This is a genomic window from Catellatospora aurea (assembly GCF_042663325.1).
In the GTDB taxonomy this organism is placed as follows: domain Bacteria; phylum Actinomycetota; class Actinomycetes; order Mycobacteriales; family Micromonosporaceae; genus Catellatospora; species Catellatospora aurea.
This window is the reverse complement of sequence record NZ_JBHTAC010000001.1, coordinates 378,124-404,126: the sequence shown is the minus strand read 5'-3', so window position 1 is coordinate 404,126 and position 26,003 is coordinate 378,124. Positions and strand designations below refer to the sequence as shown.

General features: G+C 71.7%; 23 protein-coding genes. 15 read left to right on the top strand and 8 right to left on the bottom strand.

What is annotated here, in order from left to right:
* The first annotated feature begins 9 nt into the window (after positions 1 to 9).
* The gene (locus tag ACFQO7_RS01895) at positions 10 to 402 is read left to right on the top strand and encodes a VOC family protein (RefSeq protein ID WP_376804679.1); all 393 of its coding nucleotides are present in this window, start codon (positions 10 to 12) and stop codon (positions 400 to 402) included.
* A 10-nt stretch (positions 403 to 412) separates the two neighbouring features.
* Here the strand turns inward: ACFQO7_RS01895 and ACFQO7_RS01890 are convergent, their stop codons facing one another.
* Together ACFQO7_RS01890 and ACFQO7_RS01885 are read right to left on the bottom strand one after the other, a co-directional pair.
* Positions 413 to 622: a DUF397 domain-containing protein gene (locus tag ACFQO7_RS01890; protein ID WP_376804678.1), complete on the bottom strand. Its 210-nt coding sequence runs from the start codon at positions 620 to 622 to the stop codon at positions 413 to 415.
* A 24-nt stretch (positions 623 to 646) separates the two neighbouring features.
* Positions 647 to 1,507, bottom strand: a complete 861-nt coding sequence (locus ACFQO7_RS01885) for a helix-turn-helix domain-containing protein (protein WP_376804677.1) — start codon at positions 1,505 to 1,507, stop codon at positions 647 to 649.
* Positions 1,508 to 1,691: 184 nt separating this feature from the next.
* Between ACFQO7_RS01885 and ACFQO7_RS01880 the strand changes: the two genes are divergently transcribed.
* Together ACFQO7_RS01880 and rsgA are read left to right on the top strand one after the other, a co-directional pair.
* The gene (locus ACFQO7_RS01880; protein ID WP_376804676.1) at positions 1,692 to 1,889 is read left to right on the top strand and encodes a hypothetical protein; all 198 of its coding nucleotides are present in this window, start codon (positions 1,692 to 1,694) and stop codon (positions 1,887 to 1,889) included.
* Between the two features lie 190 nt (positions 1,890 to 2,079).
* Positions 2,080 to 3,138 carry a ribosome small subunit-dependent GTPase A gene (gene rsgA, locus ACFQO7_RS01875; RefSeq protein WP_376804675.1) on the top strand — a complete coding sequence of 353 codons (1,059 nt, stop codon included), beginning with the start codon at positions 2,080 to 2,082 and terminating at the stop codon, positions 3,136 to 3,138.
* Between the two features lie 135 nt (positions 3,139 to 3,273).
* On the opposite strand, the gene ACFQO7_RS01870 is transcribed toward rsgA, so the two are convergent.
* Entirely contained in the window at positions 3,274 to 3,945 is a 672-nt protein-coding gene (locus tag ACFQO7_RS01870) for a hypothetical protein (RefSeq protein WP_376804674.1), read from the bottom strand.
* A 201-nt stretch (positions 3,946 to 4,146) separates the two neighbouring features.
* Entirely contained in the window at positions 4,147 to 4,890 is a 744-nt protein-coding gene (locus ACFQO7_RS01865) for a 3-oxoacyl-ACP reductase family protein (protein ID WP_376804673.1), read from the bottom strand.
* Positions 4,891 to 5,002: 112 nt separating this feature from the next.
* Here ACFQO7_RS01865 and ACFQO7_RS01860 point away from each other — a divergent pair, with 112 nt between their 5' ends.
* The 12 genes from ACFQO7_RS01860 (at position 5,003) to secG (ending at position 20,904) form a co-directional block, all read left to right on the top strand.
* On the top strand, positions 5,003 to 5,593 hold the full coding sequence (locus ACFQO7_RS01860) for a TetR/AcrR family transcriptional regulator (protein ID WP_376804672.1): 591 nt from the start codon (positions 5,003 to 5,005) through the stop codon (positions 5,591 to 5,593).
* Positions 5,594 to 5,997: 404 nt separating this feature from the next.
* Positions 5,998 to 8,904, top strand: coding sequence for an excinuclease ABC subunit UvrA (gene uvrA / locus ACFQO7_RS01855; protein WP_376804671.1), 2,907 nt, complete (start codon positions 5,998 to 6,000; stop codon positions 8,902 to 8,904).
* Between the two features lie 437 nt (positions 8,905 to 9,341).
* Positions 9,342 to 9,806: a Rieske (2Fe-2S) protein gene (locus ACFQO7_RS01850; RefSeq protein ID WP_376804670.1), complete on the top strand. Its 465-nt coding sequence runs from the start codon at positions 9,342 to 9,344 to the stop codon at positions 9,804 to 9,806.
* Positions 9,807 to 10,020: 214 nt separating this feature from the next.
* Positions 10,021 to 12,093, top strand: coding sequence for an excinuclease ABC subunit UvrC (gene uvrC / locus ACFQO7_RS01845; protein WP_376804669.1), 2,073 nt, complete (start codon positions 10,021 to 10,023; stop codon positions 12,091 to 12,093).
* Between the two features lie 192 nt (positions 12,094 to 12,285).
* Complete coding sequence (gene rapZ, locus ACFQO7_RS01840) at positions 12,286 to 13,173, top strand: RNase adapter RapZ (RefSeq protein ID WP_360529611.1); 888 nt, start codon at positions 12,286 to 12,288, stop codon at positions 13,171 to 13,173.
* Positions 13,170 to 14,144, top strand: coding sequence for a gluconeogenesis factor YvcK family protein (locus ACFQO7_RS01835; RefSeq protein ID WP_376804668.1), 975 nt, complete (start codon positions 13,170 to 13,172; stop codon positions 14,142 to 14,144). Before rapZ ends, ACFQO7_RS01835 begins: the two co-directional genes overlap by 4 nt.
* Positions 14,145 to 14,212: 68 nt before the next feature.
* Positions 14,213 to 15,193, top strand: coding sequence for a DNA-binding protein WhiA (whiA, locus tag ACFQO7_RS01830; RefSeq protein WP_120315989.1), 981 nt, complete (start codon positions 14,213 to 14,215; stop codon positions 15,191 to 15,193).
* Positions 15,194 to 15,505: 312 nt separating this feature from the next.
* Positions 15,506 to 16,510 carry a type I glyceraldehyde-3-phosphate dehydrogenase gene (gene gap / locus ACFQO7_RS01825; RefSeq protein WP_120315988.1) on the top strand — a complete coding sequence of 335 codons (1,005 nt, stop codon included), beginning with the start codon at positions 15,506 to 15,508 and terminating at the stop codon, positions 16,508 to 16,510.
* The gene (locus tag ACFQO7_RS01820) at positions 16,510 to 17,709 is read left to right on the top strand and encodes a phosphoglycerate kinase (protein ID WP_376804667.1); all 1,200 of its coding nucleotides are present in this window, start codon (positions 16,510 to 16,512) and stop codon (positions 17,707 to 17,709) included. Before gap ends, ACFQO7_RS01820 begins: the two co-directional genes overlap by 1 nt.
* A gap of 52 nt (positions 17,710 to 17,761) precedes the next feature.
* Positions 17,762 to 18,541, top strand: coding sequence for a triose-phosphate isomerase (gene tpiA / locus ACFQO7_RS01815; RefSeq protein ID WP_361039516.1), 780 nt, complete (start codon positions 17,762 to 17,764; stop codon positions 18,539 to 18,541).
* A gap of 277 nt (positions 18,542 to 18,818) precedes the next feature.
* Positions 18,819 to 20,561 (top strand): ABC transporter substrate-binding protein, encoded by a 1,743-nt coding sequence (locus ACFQO7_RS01810; RefSeq protein WP_360529216.1) that lies wholly within the window; start codon positions 18,819 to 18,821, stop codon positions 20,559 to 20,561.
* A gap of 76 nt (positions 20,562 to 20,637) precedes the next feature.
* Positions 20,638 to 20,904: a preprotein translocase subunit SecG gene (gene secG, locus ACFQO7_RS01805; RefSeq protein WP_203696709.1), complete on the top strand. Its 267-nt coding sequence runs from the start codon at positions 20,638 to 20,640 to the stop codon at positions 20,902 to 20,904.
* Positions 20,905 to 20,971: 67 nt separating this feature from the next.
* Here secG and pgl read toward each other — a convergent pair whose 3' ends face one another.
* The 4 genes from pgl to ACFQO7_RS01785 are packed head-to-tail and all read right to left on the bottom strand — an operon-like array spanning position 20,972 to position 25,990.
* Positions 20,972 to 21,775 (bottom strand): 6-phosphogluconolactonase, encoded by an 804-nt coding sequence (gene pgl / locus ACFQO7_RS01800; protein WP_376804666.1) that lies wholly within the window; start codon positions 21,773 to 21,775, stop codon positions 20,972 to 20,974.
* Positions 21,772 to 22,767: a glucose-6-phosphate dehydrogenase assembly protein OpcA gene (locus tag ACFQO7_RS01795; RefSeq protein ID WP_376804665.1), complete on the bottom strand. Its 996-nt coding sequence runs from the start codon at positions 22,765 to 22,767 to the stop codon at positions 21,772 to 21,774. Before ACFQO7_RS01795 ends, pgl begins: the two co-directional genes overlap by 4 nt.
* A gap of 28 nt (positions 22,768 to 22,795) precedes the next feature.
* Positions 22,796 to 24,331, bottom strand: a complete 1,536-nt coding sequence (gene zwf / locus ACFQO7_RS01790; protein ID WP_376804713.1) for a glucose-6-phosphate dehydrogenase — start codon at positions 24,329 to 24,331, stop codon at positions 22,796 to 22,798.
* A gap of 12 nt (positions 24,332 to 24,343) precedes the next feature.
* Entirely contained in the window at positions 24,344 to 25,990 is a 1,647-nt protein-coding gene (locus ACFQO7_RS01785; protein ID WP_376804664.1) for a glucose-6-phosphate isomerase, read from the bottom strand.
* Positions 25,991 to 26,003: the final 13 nt, after the last annotated feature.

Below are 26,003 nucleotides of genomic sequence, written 5' to 3'. Positions count from 1 at the left end.
GAGGTCGAGATGTCGGGTGCAACGGTGATTCCCACGCTGCGCTACCGCGACGCGGTGGCCGCGATCCGGTTCCTGCGGGACGCCTTCGGGTTCCGGGAGGTGCTGGTGGTGCCGGGTGCTGACGGGACCGTCGCGCACGCTGAGCTGACCCACGGCACCGGCATGGTCATGGTCAGCTCGATCACCGACGGCGGCGACGGCCGTATGCCCTTCGAGGCGGGCCCCGCCTGGCTGTACGTGATCGTCGACGACGTCCAGGCACACTACGACAAGGCCGTCGCCAACGGCGCGGAGATCGTCTCGGAACCCAAGGCGGAGGAGTACGGCGGCAGCAGTTACACCGCCGCCGACCCCGACGGCAACCAGTGGACGTTCGGGTCCTACCGGCCCGAGGGCTGGTGAGGGCGACCCGTCAGCGGTCGAACTCACCCGCCTTGGTGCCCGCCAGGAAGGTCCCCCAGTCGGCGGCGCTGAACAGCAGCACCGGCCCGGTTGGGTCCTTGGAGTCGCGTACCGCGACCGCCCCGGTCAAGCTGGTCGTCTCGACACAGTCCCCGTTTCCGCCACTGCGCGTGCTCTTGCGCCACACTGCGTTCGACAGGTCGACATGGTGCAATGACAACTGATTACTCCTCGTTGAGTCGGCTCACCCCGTGAGCCCTTGCGCGATCTCCAGCATTCTGCGGCCGGACAGCTGCGGGCTCAGTGCCGCCGCGCTGAGATGGTCGAAAACGAGGCTGCAGCGGGTCACCTCGGAGGCGTCGTCGAGATAGATGTCGCCGGCGAAGCCTTCGAGGTAGACGGTGTCCGGGTCCCTGCGGTCGGGGAAGCGCAGGATCCGGAACGCCCCCGCCATGGCCTCGTGCCCCCCGTGGGCGAAGGGGATGATCTGAACGGTGATGTGCGGCAGTTCGTTGGCCGCGGCCAGGGCCCGCAGCTGCTCGGCCATCACCTGCGGGCTGCCGACCGTACGGTGCAGCACGGCCTCGTCGAGGACCGTCCAGAACTCCGGCGGCTTTTCCTGTTTGAGCAGCTCCTGCCGGGTCAGCCGGATCTGCACGCGGCGTTCGACCTCGTCCGCGTCGTCGTGCGGCCGGGTGGCCCGGATGACGGCGCGGGCGTAGTCCTCGGTCTGCAGCAGACCCGGCACGAAGCTCAGCTCCGCGCCGCGGATGGAGTCCGCCTCCGACTCCAGCTGGATCAGCTTCAGGTAAGGGCTGGACACCTCGCCGTACTTGAGCCACCAGCCGCCCCGGCGCTTGGACTCGCGGGCCAGCTCGATCAGCTCCTCGCGCTGGCCGGCGTCGTCGAGGCCGTACAGGTCCAGCAGCACCAGCAGGTCGCTGCGGCGTACGCCGACCTCGCCGTTCTCGATGCGGCTCAGTTTCGAGGGCGAGCAGTCGAGGGCCGGGCCGACCTGCTGGTGGGTCATGCCGGCGCGTTCGCGCAGCTCCCGCAGGGCCACCCCGAGGCGGCGGCGGCGTAGCGAGGTGCCCGACGTGGCCACGACCCTCCCCTGATCATCCATTGCCGACAGTGCGAGGAACAGTGTGCTGCCGCCCTGTCGGCTCAGGCAAGGGGACGCCACGAGCGGGCGATCCGGAGACTTCTTCGCGCGCCGGGTTGCAACTTGCATCTCGCGCGTGCACTGTGGAGTCAGGGCCCTGGTGACGGTCGTGCCGGGAGGCGACGTGCACACTGGACGCATCACTGACGCGCAGGCGGCGGGATATCGGCGGATGCTGCGCGACCACCTGCCCGACCCCGCGGCGCCCGGGGCCGCCTGCCGCCTGTGCCACCGCCCCGGCTGCGCCGACTACCACTACGCGTACCGCACCCTGCTCGTGGCCGGGCGGTCGACGGCGGTGGACGCGCCACCCGGAGAATGACCCCGGCCGGGTGACGCCCGAAATCGCGTGGCCCGGCCCCGGCGGCACGCGTACCGTGGCAGCGAAGGTGAGGACAGCTCGCCACGATGACTTCGAGGGAGGTGGCGACATGTCTGTCGAGGTATCCAGCACGCCACCCTCCCGGATGGCGTGACCCCGTTCCACTCGCGCATCCATGACAAGGAATCCGATGACAGTCTCCCTGTCGTCCCTGGGCTGGGACGACCACTTCGCTTCCGCGTACCCCCTGTTCGACCGGCCGGACCACGTGCCGGGCCGGGTGGTGCGCGCCGACCGCGGCGTCTGCACGGTGCTGACCGCCGCCGGCACGGCCCGGGCCGGGCTCGGCGGGCCCGCCATGATCGCGGCCGCGGCCGACCCGGTCGCGCTGCCGTGCGCCGGTGACTGGGTGGCGCTGCGGCACTGGCCCGACAATCGCACCACCATCGAGGCGGTGCTGCCCAGACGCAGTGCCATCGTGCGCCGCACCGCCGACAAGGACGCCACCGGGCAGGTGCTGGCCGCCAACGTCGACACCGCCGCGGTGATCGCCTCACCCGACCCACTGCCCGAACCGTCGACGATCGAGCGCCTGCTCGCGCTCGTCTGGGACTCGGGCGCGCGGCCACTGCTGATCATCACCAAGGCCGACCTGGTCGCCGACCCGGACGCGCTGGCCGATCAGCTCGCCGAGCTGGCACCGGGCGTCGAGGCGATCGCGGTCAGCGCCGAACACGGCACCGGCCTGGACGCGCTGCGCCCCCTGGTCGCCCACGGCCGCACCCTGGGCCTGGTCGGCGCGTCCGGCGCGGGCAAGTCGACGCTGGTCAACGCCCTGATCGGGGCGACCGTGATGCAGACCCAGGCGATCCGCAAGGTCGACGGCAAGGGCCGGCACACCACGACGTACCGCGCGCTGGTGCCCGTGCCCGGCGGCGGCGCCGTGCTGGACACCCCCGGCATTCGCGCGGTCGGCCTGCTCGACGGCGAGCAGGGCCTCGACCGCACCTTCGCCGACATCGTCGCGCTGATCGAGCAGTGCCGTTTCCAGGACTGCGCCCACGAGACGGAGCCCGGCTGCGCCGTGCGCGAGGAACTGGAAAGCGGCGGGCTCACCGCACGCCGCTGGGAGAGCTGGTGCAAGCTGCAACGCGAGCTCGCGTTCGAGTCACGCCGGGCCCGCGCCCGCCGCACCGGCCGCGGCGGCCCCGCCACCCGCCCCGCCCACTGGAACTACCGCTCCCGCTGACGAGACACCACCGCCGCACGCCGACCCGGACCGCCGTCCGGCCGGGCGGCGTGCAGTTTCGGGGAAAGTGCAGCTATCGGTGCACCGATTCGTGCAGTTTCCTGGAAACTGCGGCGGCGCGAAGGTCGCGGCGGGTCAGAGCACGTTGATGAGGGGCCCTGCGCCGGGGGCGGGTTCGAGGCAGTAGTAGCGGTAGAGCTTCTCGACGTAGGGGCCGTCGCAGTCCTGCCAGGTGTTCTCGATGCTGGTGATCACCGCGTCGTGCTTCTCGTCGCAGCGGACGAAGTCCGCCGTGTCGGCGCGGATGAAGGTGTCGAACTTGACGCAGCCGCCCACCACGTCGAGCTTCTCCGTCGACGGGAGGTCGGCCAGCGCCACGAATGCGATGACGCCGGCCAGGACGGCGGGCGCGAACCAGGACTTGAACCGTCGGAACACCGGGCGGGTCGGCCGCAGCGGTGCCAGGTTCGACTCAGGCTGCCCCGGGCGGGGGACCGGCTTGTCGAGGGCGAGCACGGTGCGTCGGCCGATCACGTTGCGGATCAGGGCCAGCGGCGCGAGCACGAACGAGACGGGGCTCCACAGGCCGCTGCTGATCGTCTCGGCGGTGGCGTCGCGCATCTTCGCCAGGCCGCAGTCGCGGCAGAACGGACCCCGGATCCGGTTGAAGCGCACGTAGAGCACCAGGCCGATGTGCCGGTAGAAGGTCACCTCGGCGGCGGGGACGTGGCCGCAGACCACGCAGTCGGGCTTCGCCGGCCCCGTCTCGGGCCGGCCGGTGAGCTGCGAGTCGATCAGATCCGTCACGATCGCGAATGGTATGCGCTGCTGAGGGCCTACGCACACCCGTATTCGGGCATTGGTCGAGGCGGGCGGTGGGCGCGCCGCGCTCGGCTCGCGCCCGACGCGCCGCGATGATCCCTGGTTCAGGTCATTTTCTGGGGCGCGGCCGCAGATCATGACCTGAACCAGCGATCTTCACGGAGCCCGGCAGGCCCCGGCGGTGGGTCAGGCGAGGAAGCCGCCGTCGACGTCCAGCGTCGCGCCGGTGACGTAGCCGGCCTCGGGGCCGGCCAGGTAGGCGACCGCGGCCGCCACCTCGTCTGCGGTGCCGTAGCGGCCGACCGCGAGCGCGGGCAGAAGTGCGCCGGACATCGGGCCGTCGGCCGGGTTCATGTCGGTGTCGACCGGGCCGGGCTGCACCGTGTTGACGGTGATGCCGCGCGGGCCGACCTCGCGGGCCAGGCCCCGGGTGAAGCCTGCGACACCGGCCTTGGTCAGCGCGTACAGGCTGCCGCCCGCGAAGGGCATGCGGTCGGCGTTGACGCTGCCGATGGTGATGATTCGGCCACCCTCGCCGAGGTGGCGCAGCGCCGCCTGGCTGGCGTGGAACACCGCGTGCAGGTTGACGCCCACGGTCTGGTCGTACACCTCGTCGGTCAGCTCGCCGATCGGGCCGAACCCGAGCACGCCCGCGTTGTTGACCAGGATGTCGAGCCGCCCGGACCGCCGCGCGACCTCGTCCACCGCCCCGCGCACCGCGTCCCGGTCGGCCGAGTCGGCCCGCACCGCGTACGCCGTGCCGCCCTCGGCCTCGATCTCCTTGACCACCGTCGCGGCCGCGTCGGCCGAGGACTGGTAGGTCACCGCCACGGTGGCTCCCTCGCGGGCCAGGCGGCGGGCGATCCCCGCGCCGATGCCGCGCGACCCGCCGGTCACCAGGGCCACCTTGCCGTTCAGTTGCTGCGTCATCACTCGCTCCCTCGTTCGAATTCTTGAGTGCTCATTCAATATGGCATCTGAAGCCAGGGTCTGCCACGTGATATATTGAACATTCACTCAAGAAATTGCCGGAGGTGGCGGGATGGCGGTGGGCAGGCCGCGGGAGTTCGACCTCGACCGGGTGCTGGGAGCCGCGCTCGACGTCTTCTGGGCCAAGGGCTACGAGGGCACCACGATGGCCGACCTGACCGCGGCCACCGGGCTGAAGCCCGGCAGCGTGTACGCCGCCTTCGGCTCCAAGGCCGGCATGTTCTCCCACGTGCTCGACCGCTACGAGGAGTCGGTCTTCCGGTACGCCCGCGACGCGGTCCGGCAGCCGACCGTGCGCGAGGTGGTCCGGCACTGGCTGGAGGGCGTGGCTCGGGCCACCACCGGCCCGGACACCCCGCCGGGCTGCCTGCTGGTGCACGGCGCGCTGGCTGCCGGGGACGGCGCGGCCGCCATCCGGGCCGAGCTGGCCCGCCGACGCGACGGCGGCGAGCAGCTCCTGGTGACGCGCCTGGAGCGGGCGCGCGCCGAGGGCGATCTGCCCACCTCGGTCGATCCGCGCGCGGCGGCGGGCTTCGTCTTCGCGCTGTCCTCCGGGCTCGCGGTCGAGGCCGCGGGCGGCGCGGACCGCGAGCGGCTGCTGCGCACCGTCGAGCTGACCCTGCACCGGCTGCCCTGGGAGTGACGCGGCCGGTCCACGGCGTGGTGCCGGTCAGGGCTCGGGCTGAACCCGGTGTGAGTGCCGCCGGCCCGGCTTGGTGATCGGCGACACCGCACCCGTTCGGGAATCGGCGGCGAGCCCTGTGCGGTTCATCCTCCTGGGTGACCTGTTGCGAAGCCTTCCTGCGCGCGCCAGGGTGGCGGAGAGGCCGCCCACGGCGGCTCGCGGCACCGCGAATCGCCGGGTTAGCACGTGTGTTCGTGGCGCGAAACGAGAATGTCGGAGGCCGGGGCTAGAGTTGCCCAGGCACGCGACTGCACTGCGTGCTGAGCGTGTCGTGCTGCCCCCGACCCATGCCCTGAGCTGGGCCGTCGCCGTGGCGGACCGCCCGAAGACATCGCCGAAAGACCGTGTGGGGAGAGCCTGCTGTGAGCGACCGACTGATCATCCGTGGGGCGCGCGAGCACAACCTGCGCGACGTCAGCCTGGACCTGCCGCGCGAAGCGATGATCGTGTTCACCGGGCTGAGCGGCTCCGGCAAGTCGAGCCTCGCCTTCGACACGATCTTCGCGGAGGGGCAGCGGCGCTACGTCGAGTCGCTGTCGTCGTACGCGCGGCAGTTCCTGGGCCAGATGGACAAGCCCGACGTCGACTTCATCGAGGGCCTGAGCCCCGCGGTCTCCATCGACCAGAAGTCGACCTCGCGCAACCCGCGCTCGACCGTGGGCACGATCACCGAGGTGTACGACTACCTCCGCCTGCTCTTCGCCCGCGTCGGCCAGCCGCACTGCCCCGTCTGCGGCCACCTGATCAGCCGGCAGAGCCCGCAGCAGATCGTCGACCGGGTGCTCGCCATGGCCGAGGGCACCCGCTTCCAGGTGCTCGCGCCGGTGATCCGCGGCCGCAAGGGCGAATACCTCGACCTGTTCTCCGACCTGCAGAGCAAGGGCTTCGCGCGGGTACGGGTGGACGGCGTGGTGCACCCGCTGGGCGAGGTGCCGAAGCTGGCCAAGCAGAAGAAGCACGACATCGAGGTGGTCGTCGACCGCCTCGCCGTCAAGGAGAGCTCCAAGCAGCGCCTCACCGACTCGGTGGAGACCGCGCTCGGCCTGGCCGGCGGCATCGTGATCATGGACTTCGTCGACCTGCCCGAGGACGACGAGCACCGCGAGCGCAAGTTCTCCGAGAACCTGGCCTGCCCTAACGAGCACCAGCTCGGCATCGAGGACCTGGAGCCGCGGGTCTTCTCCTTCAACTCGCCGTACGGCGCGTGCCCCGAGTGCACCGGCCTGGGCACCAAGAAGGAGGTGGACCCGGAGCTGGTCATCCCCGACCCGGAGAAGAGCCTCGGTGAGGGCGCGATCTCCCCGTGGGCGGGCGGGCAGACCCAGGAGTACTTCTCCCGGCTGCTGGAGGCGCTCGGCGAGGAGAACGGCTTCGACATGGACACCCCGTGGCGGGCCATCACCGCGCGGGGCCAGAAGCTGATCCTGCACGGCGCGGAGAACCAGGTGCACGTGCGCTACCGCAACAAGTACGGCCGCGAGCGCTCGTACTACTCCGGTTTCGAGGGTGTGATCCCGTGGCTGGAGCGCCGCCACTCCGACACCGAGAGCGAGTGGTCGCGGGAGAAGTACGAGGGCTACATGCGGGAGGTGCCGTGCTCGGTCTGCTCCGGCACCCGGCTCAAGCCCGAGGTGCTGGCGGTGACCCTGGACGGGCGCAACATCGCCGAGCTGTGCGCGCTGTCGGTCGGCGAGGCCGCGGTGGTGCTGGCCGGGCTGGAGCTGGACGACCGGCAGCGCTTCATCGCCGAGCGGGTGCTCAAGGAGATCAACGCCCGGCTGCGCTTCCTGGTCGACGTCGGCCTGGACTACCTGTCGCTGAACCGGCCGTCGGGCTCGCTGTCCGGCGGTGAGGCCCAGCGCATCCGGCTCGCCACGCAGATCGGCTCCGGCCTGGTCGGCGTGCTGTACGTGCTGGACGAGCCGTCGATCGGCCTGCACCAGCGGGACAACCACCGGCTCATCGAGACCCTGGTGCGGCTGCGCGACCTGGGCAACACCCTGATCGTGGTGGAGCACGACGAGGACACCATCCGCACCGCCGACTGGGTGGTGGACATCGGGCCGGGCGCGGGCGAGCACGGCGGGCGCATCGTGCACAGCGGGCCGTACGACAAGCTGCTGGTCAACGAGGAGTCGGTGACCGGGGCGTACCTGTCGGGCCGTAGGGAGATCGCGACCCCGGCGCACCGCCGCCCGGCGACCCCGGGCCGCGAGCTGACCGTGGTCGGCGCGCGGGAGCACAACCTGCGCAACGTGTCGGTGGCCTTCCCGCTGGGGCAGTTCATCGCGGTCACCGGCGTGTCCGGGTCGGGCAAGTCGACGCTGGTCAACGACATCCTGTACACGGTGCTGGCGAACCAGATCAACGGGGCGCGCATGGTGCCGGGCCGGCACACCCGGGTCACCGGCCTGGAGCACGTGGACAAGGTCGTGGGCGTGGACCAGTCGCCGATCGGGCGCACCCCGCGCTCGAACCCGGCGACCTACACGGGCGTGTTCGACAACATCCGCAAGCTGTTCGCGGAGACGACCGAGGCGAAGGTGCGCGGCTACGGGCCGGGGCGCTTCTCGTTCAACGTCAAGGGCGGGCGCTGCGAGAACTGCGCCGGCGACGGCACCATCAAGATCGAGATGAACTTCCTGCCCGACGTGTACGTGCCGTGCGAGGTGTGCAAGGGCGCCCGGTACAACCGGGAGACCCTGGAGGTGCACTACAAGGGCAAGACCATCGCCGAGGTGCTGGAGATGCCGATCGAGGAGGGGGCCGAGTTCTTCCAGGCCATCCCCGCGATCCACCGCCACCTCAAGACGCTGGTCGACGTCGGCCTGGGCTACGTGCGGCTGGGCCAGAGCGCGCCGACCCTGTCCGGCGGCGAGGCGCAGCGCGTGAAGCTCGCCTCCGAGCTGCAGAAGCGCTCCACCGGGCGCACCGTGTACGTGCTCGACGAGCCGACCACCGGCCTGCACTTCGAGGACATCCGCAAGCTGCTGCTGGTGCTGCAGGGACTGGTCGACAAGGGCAACACGGTGATCGTGATCGAGCACAACCTCGATGTGATCAAGTCGGCGGATCACCTGATCGACATGGGCCCCGAGGGCGGCCACCGCGGCGGCACCGTGCTCGCCACCGGCACCCCCGAGCAACTCGCCGCTGTCGCGGAGAGCTACACCGGCCAGTTCCTCAAGCCGATGCTCGCCGCCCACGCCCCGGCCCCGGTCACCCCGCCGCGCGCCCGCAAGGCCCGCACCAAGGCCGCCGTGGCCTGACACCCGGCCCGCTCGCACGACGAGTCCCGGCGACCCACCTCCGCGGTCGCCGGGACTCTCCATGTGTCCGGCCGCCGCGCTTGTCTCTTGCGTCGCGTTCGCGCCTGCCGTTGCGCGTCGTGTCCGCGGTCCTGCGTCGCGTTCGCGCTTTTGTCCGCCGTCCTGCCTCGCGTTCGCGCCTGCCGTCGCGCCTTGTCCGCCGTCCCGCCTCGCGTCCGACACGCACGGCGTCTCGCGCCGCGCGCGGTCCGCGGTCAAGATCGCTCGACTTGCCAGGCAGGTGTGTGAAAGCGCGCTCAAGATACGCCCAGGTGCCGGGCAAGTCGGGCGATCTTGTTGGCGGTGGGCGAGAAAAATAGTTGAACTCGCAGCTAAATCTCAGAACGGGCCGCTAGGTTGATCCAGAGAAAACCTCACCTACACCTGGAAGGCCTCTCATGAGTGACGTGACGACGTCCGGCGCGACCTCGCGCCGGGTCCTGCTGGCCTCCGCGGGCGCCGTCGGCGCCGGTGCGCTGCTCGCCGCGTGCGGCTCCGAGGCCCCGGCGACCGAGCCGACCGGCGGGGCGACCGACCCGGGCGCACCCGGTGCCAGCGGCGCGGCCGTCGGCGCCGGCACGGTGCTCGGCAAGGCCGCGGACATCCCGGTCGGCGGTGGGGTGATCTTCAAGGAGCAGGGCGTCGTCGTCACCCAGCCCACCGCGGGCCAGTACGCCGCCTTCAGCGCGATCTGCACCCACCAGGCCTGCCCGGTGAGCCAGGTGGAGGCCGGGAAGATCAAGTGCCAGTGCCACTTCAGCGAGTTCTCGATCACCGATGGCTCGGTGCTCCAGCCGCCCGCCCCCCGCGCGCTGGACAAGAAGGAGATCAAGGTCGAGAACGGCGAGATCAAGCTCGCCTGAGCCTCGTTTCCCGCGCTGCAGTTTCAGGGAAACTGCGTGAATGGCAGGCTCCATTCGTGCAGTTTCCGTGAACCTGCAGCGATCTTGAGTGGCGGGTTGGGCGGGCAGGCGGCGGGGCGGGTCGGGGTGGAGAGCCGGGTCCCATGTGGACCGGGGGTGGGCCTCGGATCTCGGGCCGGGAGGGCTGTCGGACTGATCGTCTAGGCTTGGCGGCGTGGCTGATCCGTCCCAGTACCGGCCCGCGCCGGGCACGATTCCCGACGCACCCGGTGTGTACCGGTTCCGCGACGAGCAGGGCCGGATCATCTACGTCGGCAAGGCCAAGAGCCTGCGCAGCCGGCTGAACTCCTACTTCGCCGACGTCTGGACGCTGCACCAGCGCACCCAGCAGATGGTCACCACCGCGGCCGGCGTGGACTGGGTCGTGGTCGGCACCGAGGTCGAGGCGCTCCAGCTGGAGTACTCCTGGATCAAGGAGTACGACCCCCGCTTCAACGTGAAGTACCGCGACGACAAGTCGTACCCGTACCTCGCGGTCACCCTCGACGAGGAGTATCCGCGGCTGCTGGTCATGCGCGGGGCCAAGCGCAAGGGCGTGCGCTACTTCGGGCCGTACTCGCACGCGTGGGCCATCCGGGAGACCCTCGACCTGCTGCTGCGCATCTTCCCGGCGCGCACCTGCTCGGCCGGGGTGTTCAAGCGGGCGGGCCAGATCGGGCGGCCGTGCCTGCTCGGCGACATCGGCAAGTGCTCCGCGCCGTGTGTCGGCCGGGTCAGCGCCGCCGAGCACCGCGGCATCGTCGAGGACTTCTGCGACTTCATGGCCGGGCGCACCGACACCATGCAGCGCCGCCTGGAGAAGCAGATGCACGAGGCGTCGGCGGCGATGGAGTACGAGCGCGCCGCACGCCTGCGCGACGACCTGATCGCGCTGCGCCGAGCGATGGAGAAGCAGTCGATCGTGCTGTCCGACGGCACCGACGCCGACGTGGTCGCCTTCGCCGACGACCCGCTCGAAGCCGCGGTGCAGGTCTTCCACGTGCGCGACGGGCGGGTGCGCGGCCAGCGCGGCTGGATCGTGGACAAGACCGAGGAGCTGAGCATCGGCGACCTCGTGCACCACTTCTGCACCCAGATCTACGGCGGCGAGACCGGCGAGGCCGACGTGCCCCGCGAGCTGCTCGTGCCGGAACTGCCCGCCGACGCCGACGCGCTCACCGACTGGCTGTCGCAGCACCGGGGTTCGCGGGTCACCATGCGGGTGCCCCAGCGCGGCGACAAGAAGACGCTGATGGAGACCGTCGCGCGCAACGCCCTGCAGGCGCTGGCCCAGCACAAGCTGCGCCGGGCCGGTGATCTCACCGCGCGCAGCAAGGCCCTCGAAGAGATCGAGGACGCGCTCGGGCTGGCCGCGGCACCGCTGCGCATCGAGTGCTACGACATCTCGCAGATCCAGGGCACGGACGTGGTGTCCAGCATGGTCGTGTTCGAGGACGGCGTGCCGAAGAAGTCCGACTACCGGCGCTTCATCATCAAGGGCGCGACCGACGACGTGTCCGCGATCAGCGAGGTGATGCGGCGGCGGTTCGCCCGCCACCTGGCCGAGGGGCCGGTGGACCCGACCGAGGAGGCCGCCGCGGGGCGGCCGAAGCGCTTCGCGTACCCGCCGCAGCTGGTCGTGGTCGACGGCGGCGCGCCGCAGGTCAACGCCGCGGCCGCGGTGCTCACCGAACTGGGCGTCACCGACGTGGCCATCTGCGGGCTGGCCAAGCGGCTGGAGGAGGTCTGGCTGCCCGACGACTCGATGCCGATCATCCTGCCCCGCACCGCCGAGGGCCTCTACCTGCTCCAGCGGGTCCGCGACGAGGCGCACCGCTTCGCCATCCGCTTCCACCGCGAGCGGCGCTCGGCCCGGATGACCGCCTCCGACCTCGACAGCGTGCCCGGCCTGGGGGAGATCCGCCGCAAGGCGCTGCTGCGCCACTTCGGGTCGCTCAAACGCCTGGCCGCCGCGAGCGTCGACGAGATCGCCGAGGTCCCCGGCATCGGCCCGCGCACCGCGGTGGCGGTGCTGGCGGCCCTCGGTGTGCCACCTCAGCCCGCACCGGTGGCGCAACCCGCGCCTGTTGCGGAGACCGCGCCCGGGACCGCCGCCACGCCCACGCCCGAGGCGGTGCCCGTCCCGCCCGGAACGGCGGCGGCCGGGTCCGCGCCGGGCGAGGCGCAGGCCACGCCCGAGGCGGGGGCGACGCTGGCCACGGCGGAGGAACCGGGCACGGCTGGCTAGGATGTTCTCTCGTTGCCGACATCCGGTGGCAACGTGCCTGCCCGCCGCCTGAGGTTCGCAGGACCCGGTGGCCGTCGCGGGCGGCCGCCCCGGCAGGCGGCGACGACAGCAGTGGGGGCACACGTGAGCGTGGATACACCGGCCCGGCGCAGTACGCCGGGCGAGCGCGGTGAGCAGCAGGGCGAGCCCCGGGTGACCGGGGACGAGTCCGGCGAGGGCCCGGCCACGAACCTGGTGGTGGTGACCGGCGTCTCCGGCGGCGGGCGCAGCACCGTGGCCCGCGCCCTGGAGAACGTCGGCTACTACGTGGTCGACAACCTGCCGCAGGCGCTGCTGGTGCAGCTCGCCGAACTGGCCGCGAAGGCCGGCGGCGCGGCCCGGCACACCGCGATGGTGCTCGACGTGCGCAGCCGCGTCTTCTCGACCGACCTCGCCGGCGCGATCCGCGACCTGCGCGAGAAGGGCTTCTCGCCGCGGGTGGTCTTCGTCGACGCCGACGACGAGGTGCTGATCCGGCGGTTCGAGAGCGTACGCCGGTCGCACCCGCTGCAGGGTGACGGCCGCCTGTCCGACGGCATCGCCGCCGAGCGCTCGCTGCTGGCCGAGGCCCGCGAGCAGGCCGACGTGCTGATCGACACCTCGCACCTGAACGTGAACCAGCTCCGGGCCCGGGTCGAGGAGCTGTTCGCCAGCCCGGAGGCGCTGCGGCTGCGGGTCACGGTGCTGTCGTTCGGCTTCAAGTACGGCCTGCCCCCGGACGCCGACTTCGTGCTCGACGCCCGCTTCCTGCCCAACCCGTACTGGGTGCCCGAGCTGCGTGAGCACACCGGCCGCGAGGAGGACGTCAGCCGGTACGTGCTGGGCCAGCGCGGGGCGAACACGTTCGTGGAGACGTACGCCCGGCTGGTGACCGCGACCGCGCCCGGCTTCGAGCGCGAGGGCAAGCGCTACCTGACCGTGGCCGTCGGCTGCACCGGCGGCAAGCACCGCAGCGTCGCCATCGCCGAGGAGCTGGCCAAACGCCTGCGCGAGCTGCGCGTGGTCGCCCATGCCCAGCACCGCGACCTGGGACGCGAATGAGCGAGCACAGCATCGGGTTCAGGCCGCAGGCGGGCGGTGACCGGATCCGGGTGGTGGCGTTCGGTGGCGGGCACGGGCTGAGCGCGAGCCTGCGCGCGCTGCGCGCGACCGGGCTGCCCCTGGAGATCACCGCCGTGGTGACCGTCGCCGATGACGGCGGCTCCAGCGGCCGGATCCGCGCCGGCCGCGACGTACTCCCTCCGGGTGATCTGCGGCAGGCGCTGGCCGCCCTCGCCGGGGACGACGATCTCAGCGACCGCACCGCCCGGCTGATGCAGTACCGCTTCGGCGGCGCCGACGAGCTGGCCGGGCACCCGGTCGGCAACGTGGTGCTGTGCGGCCTGATGGAGCAGCTCGGCGACCCGGTGGCGGCGCTCGACCTGGCCGGGGCGATGCTGCGCGCGGTGGGCCGGGTGCTGCCGATGTCGAACAAGCCGCTGGGCATCGAGGCGGACCTGTTCGTCGACGGCCGGCAGATCACCGTGCGCGGCCAGCACCAGGTCGCGGTCGCCCAGGGGCGGGTGCTGGAGGTCCGGCTGGAGCCGCCGGAGCCCGACGCGTGCCCGCAGGCCCTGGCGGCGATCGCCGACGCGGACTGGTTGGTGTTCGGGCCCGGGAGCTGGTACACCAGTGTCATCCCGCACTTGCTGGTGCCGCAGCTGGCAGCCGCGGTCACCTCCAGCGCGGCACGCCGGCTGGTGACCCTGAACCTGGCGGCGGACTCCGAGACGGTGGGCCTGTCGCTGCCTGATCACCTGGGCGCGCTGGGTCGGTATCTCCCGGACCTCAAGGTCGATATTGTTCTGGTCGACAGGAATGCCGTGGGAGACCCCGAACCGGTCGCGAATGCGGCAGAATCACTCGGTGCTCGCATCGCGATCGCTCCGGTGGCCGTCCAGGACGGCACCGCGCGACACGATCCGGTCCGATTGGGCCGCGCACTGGTGCCACTCTTGGCCACCGCTCGTTAAGCACGTACGACAAACCGCACGACACAATCAGGCATCACAGCCGCGACCGGCCACGAGGTGACGACACGATGGCGATGACCGCTGCGGTCAAAGACGAGCTCAGCCGGGTCGACGTGCCCAAGCCGTGCTGCCGGCGCGCGGAGATGGCGGCACTGCTGCGCTTCGCGGGCGGGCTGCACATCGTCTCGGGCCGCGTCGTGGTGGAGGCGGAGCTGGACACCGGAGCGGTGGCCCGGCGGCTGCGCACCACCATCGCCGACCTGTTCGGCTATCCGAGCGAGGTGCACATCCTCGCGTCGGGCGGGCTGCGCAAGGGCAGCCACTACATCGTGCGCATCGTCAAGGACGGCGAGGCGCTGGCGCGCCAGACCGGCCTGCTCGACGTGCGCGGGCGGCCGGTGCGGGGCCTGCCGCCGAACGTGGTCTCGGCGAGCGTGTGCTGCGCCGTGGCGGCCTGGCGCGGGGCGTTCCTGGCGCACGGCTCCCTGACCGAGCCCGGCCGCTCCTGCGCCCTGGAGATCACCTGCCCGGGTCCGGAGTCGGCCCTGGCGCTGGTCGGCGCGGCCCGCCGCCTCGGCATCACCGCCAAGGCCCGCGAGGTGCGCGGCGTCGACCGGGTCGTGGTCAAGGACGGCGACGCGATCGCCGCCCTGCTCACCCGCATCGGCGCGCACTCCAGCGTGCTGGCCTGGGAGGAGCGCCGGGTGCGCCGGGAGGTCCGCGCGACCGCGAACCGGCTGGCCAACTTCGACGACGCGAACCTGCGCCGCTCGGCCCGCGCCGCGGTCGCCGCCGCGGCCCGGGTCACCCGCGCCCTGGAGATCCTCGCCGACGACGCCCCCGGCCACCTGACCAGCGCGGGCCGCCTGCGCCTGGAGCACCGCCAGGCCTCCCTGGAGGAACTGGGCGCGCTGGCCGACCCGCCGCTGACCAAGGACGCCATCGCCGGCCGCATAAGGCGTCTGCTCGCCCTCGCCGACAAGCGCGCCCGCGACCTGGGCATCCCCGACACCGAGGCGGCCGTCACCGCCGAGATGCTCACCGTCTGAGCCGTCGTCCCCGAGATCGCCGCGACCCGGGCGGGTCGCGGCGATCTCTCGTTTCCGCGTACCGCGTGGCGATCTTGGGATTGGGGTCGTTGTCGTTTCGTGTGACAGGGGACACGGGGGTGAAACAAAGACCCCGCCGGGGATGTCCGTCACAGCTCAGCTAGGGTCGAAACCGTACGGCGACGCTGCCGGCAGCTCGGCCGCGACGCCGTCCGCCAGGTGTGTTGGCGGCGTGACCGGGCGAGTGACCTATCGGCCGCCGCACTGGGCGAACTGCCGCCAGTCGGCGCACATGGCGAGGAGATGGGACCTGTGACCATCCGGGTTGGCATCAACGGCTTCGGCCGGATCGGGCGTAACTTCTACCGGGCGCTGCTCGCGTCCGGCGCGGACATCGAGCTGGTGGCCGTGAACGACCTGACCGACAACGCGACGCTGGCGCACCTGCTCAAGTACGACTCGATCCTGGGCCGCCTGCCCTACGAGGTGAAGGCGACCGAGACCGAGCTGACGGTCAACGGCAAGTCGTTCAAGGCGTTCGCCGAGCGTGACCCGGGCAAGCTCCCCTGGGGTGACCTGGGCGCGGACGTCGTCATCGAGTCGACGGGCCTGTTCACCGACGCCGCCAAGGCGAAGGTGCACGCGGACAACGGCGCCAAGAAGGTCATCATCTCGGCTCCGGCCAAGGGTGAGGACATCACGATCGTGCTCGGCGTGAACGGCGACAAGTACGACGCCGCCAAGCACACGATCATCTCGAACGCCTCCTGCACCACGAACTGCCTCGCCCCCATGGCGAAGGTCCTGAACGACACGATCGGGATCGAGAAGGGTCTGATGACCACGATCCACGCGTACACCCAGGACCAGAACCTGCAGGACGGCCCGCACAAGGACCTGCGTCGCGCCCGCGCCGCGGCCCTGAACATCGTGCCGACCTCGACCGGCGCCGCCAAGGCGATCGGCCTGGTCCTGCCGGAGCTCAAGGGCAAGCTGGACGGCTTCGCGCTGCGCGTGCCGATCCCGACCGGCTCGGCCACCGACCTGACCTTCACCGCCGCCCGCGAGACGTCGGTCGAGGAGGTCAACGCCGCGATCAAGGCCGCGGCCGAGGGCCCGCTCAAGGGCATCCTGGTGTACACCGAGGACGAGATCGTCTCCTCGGACATCGTGACCGACCCGGCCTCCTGCATCTTCGACGCCGGCCTGACCAAGGTCATCGGCAACCAGGTGAAGGTCGTCGGCTGGTACGACAACGAGTGGGGCTACTCGAACCGCCTGGTGGACCTCACCAAGCTCGTGGGCGCCTCGCTGTAATGCGCGGCCTCGACGAATTGCTCGCCGAGGGTGTCTCGGGTCGGCGCGTGCTGGTGCGCGCCGACCTGAACGTGCCCTTCGTCAAGGACAGCCCCGGGACCATCGCCGACGACGGCCGGATCCGGGCGGTGCTGCCGACCATCACGGCGCTGCGCGACGCGGGCGCTTCGGTGATCGTCATGTCGCACCTGGGCCGCCCCAAGGGCGAGCCCGACCCCAAGTACACGCTCGCGCCGGTCGCGACGCGCTTCGCCGAGCTGCTCGGCTCGCCGGTCACCTTCGCCGGTGACACGGTCGGCCCGTCGGCGCAGGACGCGGTGGCGGCGCTGACCCCCGGTGGCGTGGTGCTGCTGGAGAACCTGCGCTTCAACGCGGGGGAGACCAGCAAGGACGACGCCGTGCGCGGCGCGTTCGCCGACCAGCTGGCGGCGTTCGGCGACGTGTACGTCGACGACGCCTTCGGCGCGGTGCACCGCAAGCACGCGAGCGTCTACGACGTCGCCTCCCGGCTCCCGCACTACGCGGGCGGCCTGGTGCTGCGCGAGGTCGAGGTGCTCAAGCGGCTCACCGAGAACCCGGCCACGCCGTACGTGGTGATCCTTGGCGGCTCAAAGGTCTCCGACAAGCTCGCCGTGATCGAGGCGCTGCTCGGCAAGGCAGACAAGCTGCTCATCGGCGGCGGCATGTGCTTCACCTTCCTCAAGGCCCAGGGCCACGAGGTGGGCGCGTCGCTGCTGCAGGAGGAGATGCTCGACACCTGCCGCGACCTGCTGGCCCGCGCCGGCGACCGGATCGTGCTGCCGACCGACGTGGTGGTGGCCGACAAGTTCGCCGCCGACGCCGCGACCGACACGGTCGCCGCGGACGCGATCCCGGCCGGCTGGCTCGGCCTGGACATCGGCCCGGCGTCGGTGGCCCTGTTCACCGAGGCGCTGTCCGGTGCGAAGACGGTCTTCTGGAACGGCCCGATGGGCGTGTTCGAGCTGGCCCCGTTCGCGAACGGGACCCGGGGCGTGGCCGAGGCCATCACCAAGGTCGACGGCTTCACCGTGGTCGGCGGCGGCGACTCGGCCGCGGCCGTGCGCGCGCTCGGCATCGACGAGGCCGCGTTCGGCCACATCTCCACGGGCGGCGGCGCGTCGCTGGAGTACCTGGAGGGCAAGTCGCTGCCCGGTCTCGAAGCCCTGGAGGCAGAGTGAGCACGCGAGGAGTGAGCTTGCGAGCCCCGCAGTCGCGAACCATGGAGGCACAGTGGCAGAGGTGAAGCGCCGGCCCCTGATGGCCGGCAACTGGAAGATGAACCTCAACCACCTCGAAGCCATCGCGCTCGTGCAGAAGCTGGCCTTCAGCCTGACCGAGAAGCAGCTCGAGGACGTCGAGGCCGCGGTGCTGCCGCCGTTCACCGACATCCGCAGCGTGCAGACGCTGGTGGACGGCGACCGGCTGCTCATCAAGTACGGCGCGCAGGACATCTCGGCGCATCCCTCCGGCGCGTACACCGGGGAGATCTCCGGCGCGATGCTGGCGAAGCTGGGCTGCTCGTTCGTGACGGTGGGCCACTCGGAGCGCCGGCAGTACCACAACGAGTCCGACGCGCTGGTCAACGCCAAGGTCAAGGCCGCGCTCGCCAACGAGATCACGCCGATCCTGTGCGTGGGCGAGGGCCTGGACATCCGCGAGAAGGGCGAGCACGTCGAGTACACGCTCGCGCAGCTCGACGGCGGCCTGGCCGGGCTCACCCCGGCCGAGGTGGAGAAGGTCGTGGTGGCGTACGAGCCGGTCTGGGCGATCGGCACCGGCAAGACCGCCACGCCCGAGGACGCCCAGGAGGTCATCGGGGCGATCCGCGCGCAGCTGGCCAAGACCCAGGGCGAGTCCACCGCGCAGGCGGTGCGCGTGCTCTACGGCGGCTCCGTGAAGGCGGGCAACGTCGCCGCGATCATGGCGCAGCCCGACATCGACGGTGCGCTTGTCGGCGGGGCGAGCCTCGACGCCGACGAGTTCACCCGGCTCGTGCGCCTCGGCCTCTGAGCCACCGGCACGAACCTGCTCCGCCCCCGCGGCTCCGGCCGCGGGGGCGGACTTCGTCTATGGCCGGACCGCCGGACGTACACGCTAAGTGATCTTTCGGATGCCCGCAGTCCTGCTTTGTTGCGATCTGACTCCCGGCTGCCGCGCCGGTCCCCGTAGTGCCTAGAGTGTGCGCGTGGCCGGGCGACCGAGACGTCGTGCGGCTGCGAGCGGTTCACCCCCCGACCACCCCTGAGATCCTTGGCGGGCCACCCCCACGCCCGCTGGGAGGACGACGATGCCATACCTCAAGCACCGCATGCGGCAGATCACCGCCGCCGCCGTCGCGGTCATGGCGCTCGGCGCCGCCTCCGCCTGCGACTCGGCGGCCGACGCCAACGACACGGTCTCCACGGGCGGCACCCTGCGCGTCGTGTTGCCGCAGCTCCCGGAGCACCTGGACCCGCAGCGCATCGCGGCCGCGATGGACAACAACATCAGCCGCCTGATGTCGCGCACCCTGACCACCTACAAGGCCGAGTCTGGCCCGGCCAGCAGCGAGCTGGTGCCCGACCTGGCCACCGACCTCGGCCGGCCGAGTGAGAAGAACACGGTCTGGGAGTTCAAGCTGCGCGAGGGGGTGAAGTGGGAGGACGGCTCGCCCGTCAACTGCTCGCAGGTCAAGTACGGCGTGGAGCGCAACTTCGCGGCGCTGTTCGACTCGGGCCTGCCCTACGCGGAGCTGATGCTGGCCGACAACGCCACCCCGTACGAGGGCCCGTACAGCGGCAAGGGGCTGGACTCGGTGGTCTGCGAGGACACCCGGACCATCAAGTTCAAGCTCAAGCAGCCGGCCGGCGACTTCAACTACACGGTGGCGCTGCCGATCTTCTCGCCCGCCAAGCAGGGCGCCGACGGTGACAAGGACGCCTACGACAAGCGTCCGCTGTCCAACGGCCCGTACCGCATGGAGCCGCGCTCCGGCGACAAGGGCTTCACGCTGGTCCGCAACGAGCACTGGTCGTCGAGCCTCGATTCGGTGCGCAAGGGCCACCCCGACAAGATCGTCTTCGTGGTCGACTCCAACGACCCGGCCGTCACCAACGCGCTGATCCAGGACCAGGGCGCCGACCGCAACACGATCATGTTGCAGAGCAACGTGGCGCCGAACTTCCTGCAGCAGGTCATCAACGACCCCAAGCTCTCGCAGCGGGTGGCGACCGGCCCCAGCGGCTCGGTGCGCTACTTCGCCATCAACACGGTCATGGTGCCGAACCTGGACTGCCGCAAGGCGCTGGCGTACGCGTTCAACAAGCGCAAGTACCGCCAGGCCATGGGCGGCTCGGTGATCGGTGAGCTGGCCACCTCGATGATCCCGCCGAACCTGGCGGCGCACGCCAAGTTCGACCACTACGGCACCCTCACCGACAGCGACGGCGACGAGGACAAGGCGCTCGCGCTCATCGACAAGGCGCGCAAGGACGGCAAGCCCTGCCCCGAGAAGATCTCGGTCTCGCTGCCGGAGAACGACACCATCGCCCGCTACGTCAAGACGATGGTCGACGCCTACGTGCGCATCGGCATCAAGGTCGAGCTCAAGCGGCTGCCGGCGGACCAGTACTGGGGCCGCATCGCCGACGTGGGCCACGGCAACCACCTGGTCTACGCGGGCTGGATCCCGGACTGGGCGAACGGCTCGGCGGTCATCCCGCCGCTGTTCGACGGCAAGCTGGTCAAGCCCACCGGCGAGCAGAGCGGCTCGAACTACTCGTTCCTGAACGACTCGGACGTGAACAAGGCGATCGCCGACGCGCTGGCCGAGCAGGACCTGAACCGGCAGTACAAGCTGTGGGGCGAGATCGACAGCAAGCTGTCGGAGATGGCCGTGACCATCCCCGTGCTGTACCCGAACTCGATCCGCATGTACGGTTCGAACGTCGCGGGGGCCTTCATCCACGCCCAGTTCGGCGCGCCCGACCTGGCGTCGCTGGGCCTGAAGGACCCCTCGATCCCGGTGGATGTGACCTCCTCGGCCTCCTAGCCGGTACGATGGACCGCTATTGTTGACCGACACCCAAGGCCGCGCGAGCGGCCACCGAGCCTAAGGACACCTGCTCATGCCGATCGGCTTCGCCTACACGTTGATCGTGTTGCTGATCATCACCAGCGCCCTGCTGACGATGCTGGTCCTGCTGCACCGGGGCAAGGGCGGCGGCCTGTCCAGCATGTTCGGCGGCGGTGTGTCGTCGAGTCTGGCCGGGTCGTCGGTGGCGGAGAAGAACCTCGACCGCTACACCGTGCTGGTGGGCATCGTCTGGTTCGCCTGCATCGTGGGGCTCGGCCTCTGGCTGAAGCTCGAAATGGCCGCCGGCGCCGTCGGCTGACGACCGCAAGCACGCGAAAGGGCGGCTGACCTTCGGGTCGGCCGCCCTTTCGGCGTTACTCGGTCGATCAGCGCGGGGCGAAGTGCGCCGGGGCGTTCGCCGCCGCCGCCCGGTCGAGCAGCCAGACGGTGCGCGAGACGCCGTGCACCCGGGCCGCCGGCAGCAGCGCCGGCCCGGTCAGCGCCGCGCCGACGGACTCGGCCTTGTCCGGCCCGGCGGCGATCAGCCAGACCTCGTCCGCGGTGTCCAGGGCGGGGATGGTGAGCGTGGTGCGCAGCGGCGGCGGCTTCGGGCTGTCCCGGACCGCGCAGACCGGCCCGGGTTCGGCCGAGCTCGGGTGGCCCGGGAACACCGACGCCACGTGGCCGTCCTCGCCGACGCCGAGCAGCACCAGGTCGAAGTGCGGCAGCGCGCCCCCGTCGGGCGCGTGCCGGGCCAGCTCCGCGGCGTACCGCGCGGCCGCCAGTTCCGGGTCTGCGCCGTCGGGGCCGTCCGAGGGTGGCATCGGGTGCACCCGTGCCGGGTCGAGCGGCAGCGAGTCCAGCAGGGCCGCGCGCGCCTGGGTCTCGTTGCGGTCCGGGTCCCCGGCGGGCAGGAAACGCTCGTCCCCCCACCACAGGTTCACCCGGGACCAGTCGACCGCGTCGCGGGCCGGGGCGGCCAGCACGGCCCGGTACACGGCCGCGGCGACCCGGCCGCCGGTCAGCACGACGTCGGCCGTGCCCCGCGCGGCCTGCGCGTCCTGTATCCGCACGACGAGCCGTGCGGCCACCGCTGTGGCCAGCACGTCCGCGTCGGCGTGCACGACCACGGTCGGCGCCGGCACGGACCCGTCGGCGGCATGCGCGCCGGGTGCGGTGTCCGTGCTCATGCCGCCACCGGCTCCCAGGCCGGGTCCTGCCAGATGTGGGTACGGGTGGACGCCCGGTCGCCGAGGTTCTCGATCCCCGTCGCCGCGGCCAGCGCCGCCGCGTACGGCTGGTCGGCGTCGAGGCGCTGCAGCTCCTCGGCCAGCACCTCGCCCAGGCGGCGTTCCACCAGCGGCAGCACCTGGTCCAGCGAGCCGGACTTGCGCAGCAGGGCCATGCCGTCGCCGGTGCTGTGCAGGCTCAGCGAGCCGCCGTCGGCCAGCGCGAAGTCGACCCCGTGCAGCGGTCCGGCGACCTCGGCGAGCTGCACCGGGATGCCCATCCGCGCGATGATCCAGCCGCGCAGCAGCGCGCCCAGCGGGTCCCCCGCGGCCGCGTGCACCGTCGCCGACAGCGCGCCTGCCGACGCGGTGTCGAACGCGCCCGCGATCAGCGAGCGCCAGCCGGTCAGCCGGGTCCAGGACAGGTCGGTGTCGCCGGGGGCGTAGTCCAGCGCTCGCTGCCGCAGCGCCGCGGCCGGGTCGGGGCACTGGGCGATGTCGGTGACCCGGCGCTCCGCGACGACACCCAGCGGGTCGTACGCGATGTGCTCGGGCGGGCAGCCGTGCCACCAGGTGACCACCGGCACATCCGGGGCCAGCAGCGGCATGACCACCGACTCGCTGTGCAGGGCGAGCCGGCCGTGCATCCGCATGATCACGGCCTCGCACGGTCCGAGCCGCCCGCCGACGACGATCTCGGCGTCGAGCCGGTTCTTGGCGTTCGCGGTCGCCGCGTCGACGCCCGCGACCGGGCCGCGGCTGACCACGAGCAGGCGGCAGGGGTGCGACGCGGCGGCGATGGTGGCCGCGTCCTCGACCTGGCGCACCCGGCCCTCGTCCACGATGACGACCAGGTTGAGGGCGAGGCCGCTGGCGACGCCGCCCGCGTTGCGCCGCTCCGAGGCGAGCTTGCGCACCACCTCGTTACCGGTGGTGTCCCACAGGGCTAACATTCCGTCCCACTTCCAGAGAGCTTCGAAATCATGCCCGCCGCCAGGTGCGGCCATCGCGGGCCAGCATCTCGTCGGCCTCGCGCGGACCCCACTCGCCCGCCCGGTACGTCGCGGGCTTGGTGCCCGCCCAGGCGTCCTCCAGTGGGTCGATGATGCGCCAGCCCTCCTCGACCTCCGCCGCGTCCGGGAACAGCGTCCGGTCGCCGAGCAGCACGTCGAGGATGAGCCGCTCGTACGCCTCGGGGCTGGACTCGGTGAAGGCCTCGCCGTAGGCGAAGTCCATGGTGATGTCGCGCAGCTCCATCTGGGTGCCGGGCACCTTGGAGCCGAACTTCAGCATCACGCCCTCGTCCGGCTGGACCCGGATGACCAGCTGGTTGTTGCCCAGCAGCTCCACGTCCTCGGGGTAGAACGGCAGGTGCGGGGCCTTCTTGAACAGCACCGCGACCTCGGTGACCCGCCGGGGCAAGCGCTTGCCGCAGCGGATGTAGAACGGCACGCCCGCCCACCGGCGGTTCTGGATGGTCAGCCGCACCGCCGCGTACGTCTCGGTGTTCGAGTCCGGCGGGACGTCCGACTCCTCCAGGTAACCCGGCACCCGGGCCCCGGCGACCCAGCCGGTCAGGTACTGCCCGCGCACGGTCTCGGCGGCCACGTCCTTCGGCGGCACGGTCGCCCGCAGCACCTTGAGCTTCTCCGCGCGGATCTCGGAGGCGTCGAACGTGGTCGGCTCCTCCATGGCGACCAGCGCCAGCAGCTGCATCAGGTGGTTCTGCATGACGTCGCGGGCCGCGCCGGTGGCGTCGTAGAAGCCGGCCCGGGTGCCGATGCCGACGTCCTCGGCCATGGTGATCTGCACCGAGTCGACGTACTTGGAGTTCCACAGCGGCTCGAACAGCGAGTTCGCGAAGCGCAGCGCCAGGATGTTCTGGACCGTCTCCTTGCCCAGGTAGTGGTCGATGCGGAAGACGTCCTCCGCGCTGACCACATCGTCGACCAGGTCGTTGAGCGCCTTGGCCGACTCCAGGTCCTCGCCGAACGGCTTCTCCACCACGACCCGCCGCCAGCCGCCCGACTTGGCGTTGTCGGCCATGCCGGTGCGCTCCAGCTGCTTGAGCACGGTCGGGAAGGCGGCCGGGGGGATGGACAGGTAGAACGCCGCGTTGCCCATGATGCCGTGCGAGTCGCGCAGCTCGTTCAGGCAGTCGTGCAGCCGGTCGAAGGCGGCGTCGTCGTCGAACGCGCCGCCCACGAAGCGGAAGTTGCCCGCCAGCCGGGCCCAGACCTCCTCGCGCCACGGGGTGCGCGCGTGCTCCATGGCCGCGGTCCGGGCCACGTTCTCGAAGTCGCCGTCGCCCCAGTCACGCCGGGCGAACCCGGCGATCACGAAGCCGGGCGGCAGCAGGCCCCGGTTGGCCAGGTCGTACACGGCGGGAATGAGCTTCTTGCGGGCGAGGTCGCCGGTGACCCCGAAGATGACGAGCGCGCAGGGCTCCGGGATCCGCGGCAGTCGGCGGTCCTGGGGGTCCCGCAGCGGGTTGCGCCGCTGCGGGTCGGACGACACGGTCACGTGACGTCACCTCTCCTTGTCCGGCTGGAGCCGGGCTGCGGCGTCCAGCAGCTGGGCGATGCCCTTGGCCCGGTCGGTCAGGTGCAGGTGCAGCAGCGGGCGGTCGCGCCCGGCGAGCGCCTGCCGGTCGCCTGCCGCCTGCGCCGCCTGCAACTGCCCGAAGGTGTACGGCCTGCCCGGCACCGCCAGGTCCTCGGCGGCCTCGCCGGTGATCTGCAGGAACGCCCCGACCTGCGGGCCGCCCTTGTGGTACTGGCCGGTCGAGTGCAGGAAGCGCGGGCCCCAGCCGAACGTCACCGGGCGGCCGCTCGCGCTCGCCAGCAGCTCGCGCAGCTTGGCGGTGTCGGCGTCGGCGAACCGGTCGAGGTAGGCCATCACGGCCACGTAGCCGTTCTCGCCCGCGGCCCCGAGCAGGGCGCGCAGCGCGTCCTCCAGGGAGGTCGCGTCGCCGTACCCGACGACGGCGCCCTCGGTGAACGACGGCGTCGCCGCCGGCAGTCCCGCCTCGAGGATCTTGTTGGTGTTCTGCTTGGACTCGGTGACGTTGGGCTGGTCGAACGGGTCGATGCCGAGCACCCGCCCGGCCACCGCGGTCGCGACCTCCCAGCACAGGAACTGCGCGCCGAGCGGCCCGTTGACCGAGACGTGCGGCACGACGCCGCTGCCCGGCACCGCGCCGACGCCCAGCGACCCGCCGACCGTGGCGGTCAGCACGTCGGAGCCGGTCGCCCCGGCGCTGGTCGGGGTCTCCACCACGACCGGCAGGATGCCCTTGCCGTCCTTGCCGGTGGACTCGGCGATCAGCTGCTCGGCCCAGTCGCCCAGGCCGGTGATGCCGCTTCCGTCGTCCACCAGCGCGATCTTGTCGCGGCCCGCCAGGGCCGCCGCGCCCATCGCCGCGCCGAGCAGGAACGCCGGGTTGTCGAGGTCGCCGGTCAGCGTGCTCGCGAACTCCTCCGCCTGGTCCAGCAGCTCGGCCACGTCCACGCCGGTCAGCGCCGTCGGCACCAGGCCGAACGCGGTCAGCGCCGAGTAGCGGCCACCCACGTCCGAGTCGGCCAGCAGCACCGTCGCGCCCATCTCGCGGGCGGTCGCCTCCAGCGGCGAGCCGGGGTCGGTGACGACGACGAAGCGCCGGCCCGCCTCGGCCGGGCTCAGCCCGGCGTCGAGGAACGCCTGCAGGTACGCCCGGCGGTGGCTGTCGGTCTCCACGGTGCCGCCGGACTTGCTCGACACCACCACCACGGTGCGGTCGAGCCGGTCGCGCAGCGCGGCGGCGACCTGGCCGGGATCGGTGGTGTCCAGCACGGTGAGCTGCTTGCCCAGGGTGAGGGAGATCACCTCGGGGGCCAGTGAGGAGCCGCCCATGCCGGCCAGCACCACGTGGTCCAGGTCGCCCAGCTCGTCGTGCAGCTCGGCGAGCTGCGGCAGCAGCGCCCGGCTGCGCTGGAAGGTGTCCACCCAGCCGAGCCGAACGGCGGCCTCGGCCTCGGCGGCCGGACCCCACAGCGTGGCGTCCTTGGCCACCAGCTTCGCGGGCACCCCGTCGGCCAGCAACCGGGCGAGCACCGGCTCGGCCGCCTCGGCGACCTCGCGGGACACCCGCACGGTCAGCCCGCCACCGAACACGACTTCCTCAACGTTCTCGCTCACGCCTTCTCCTCGC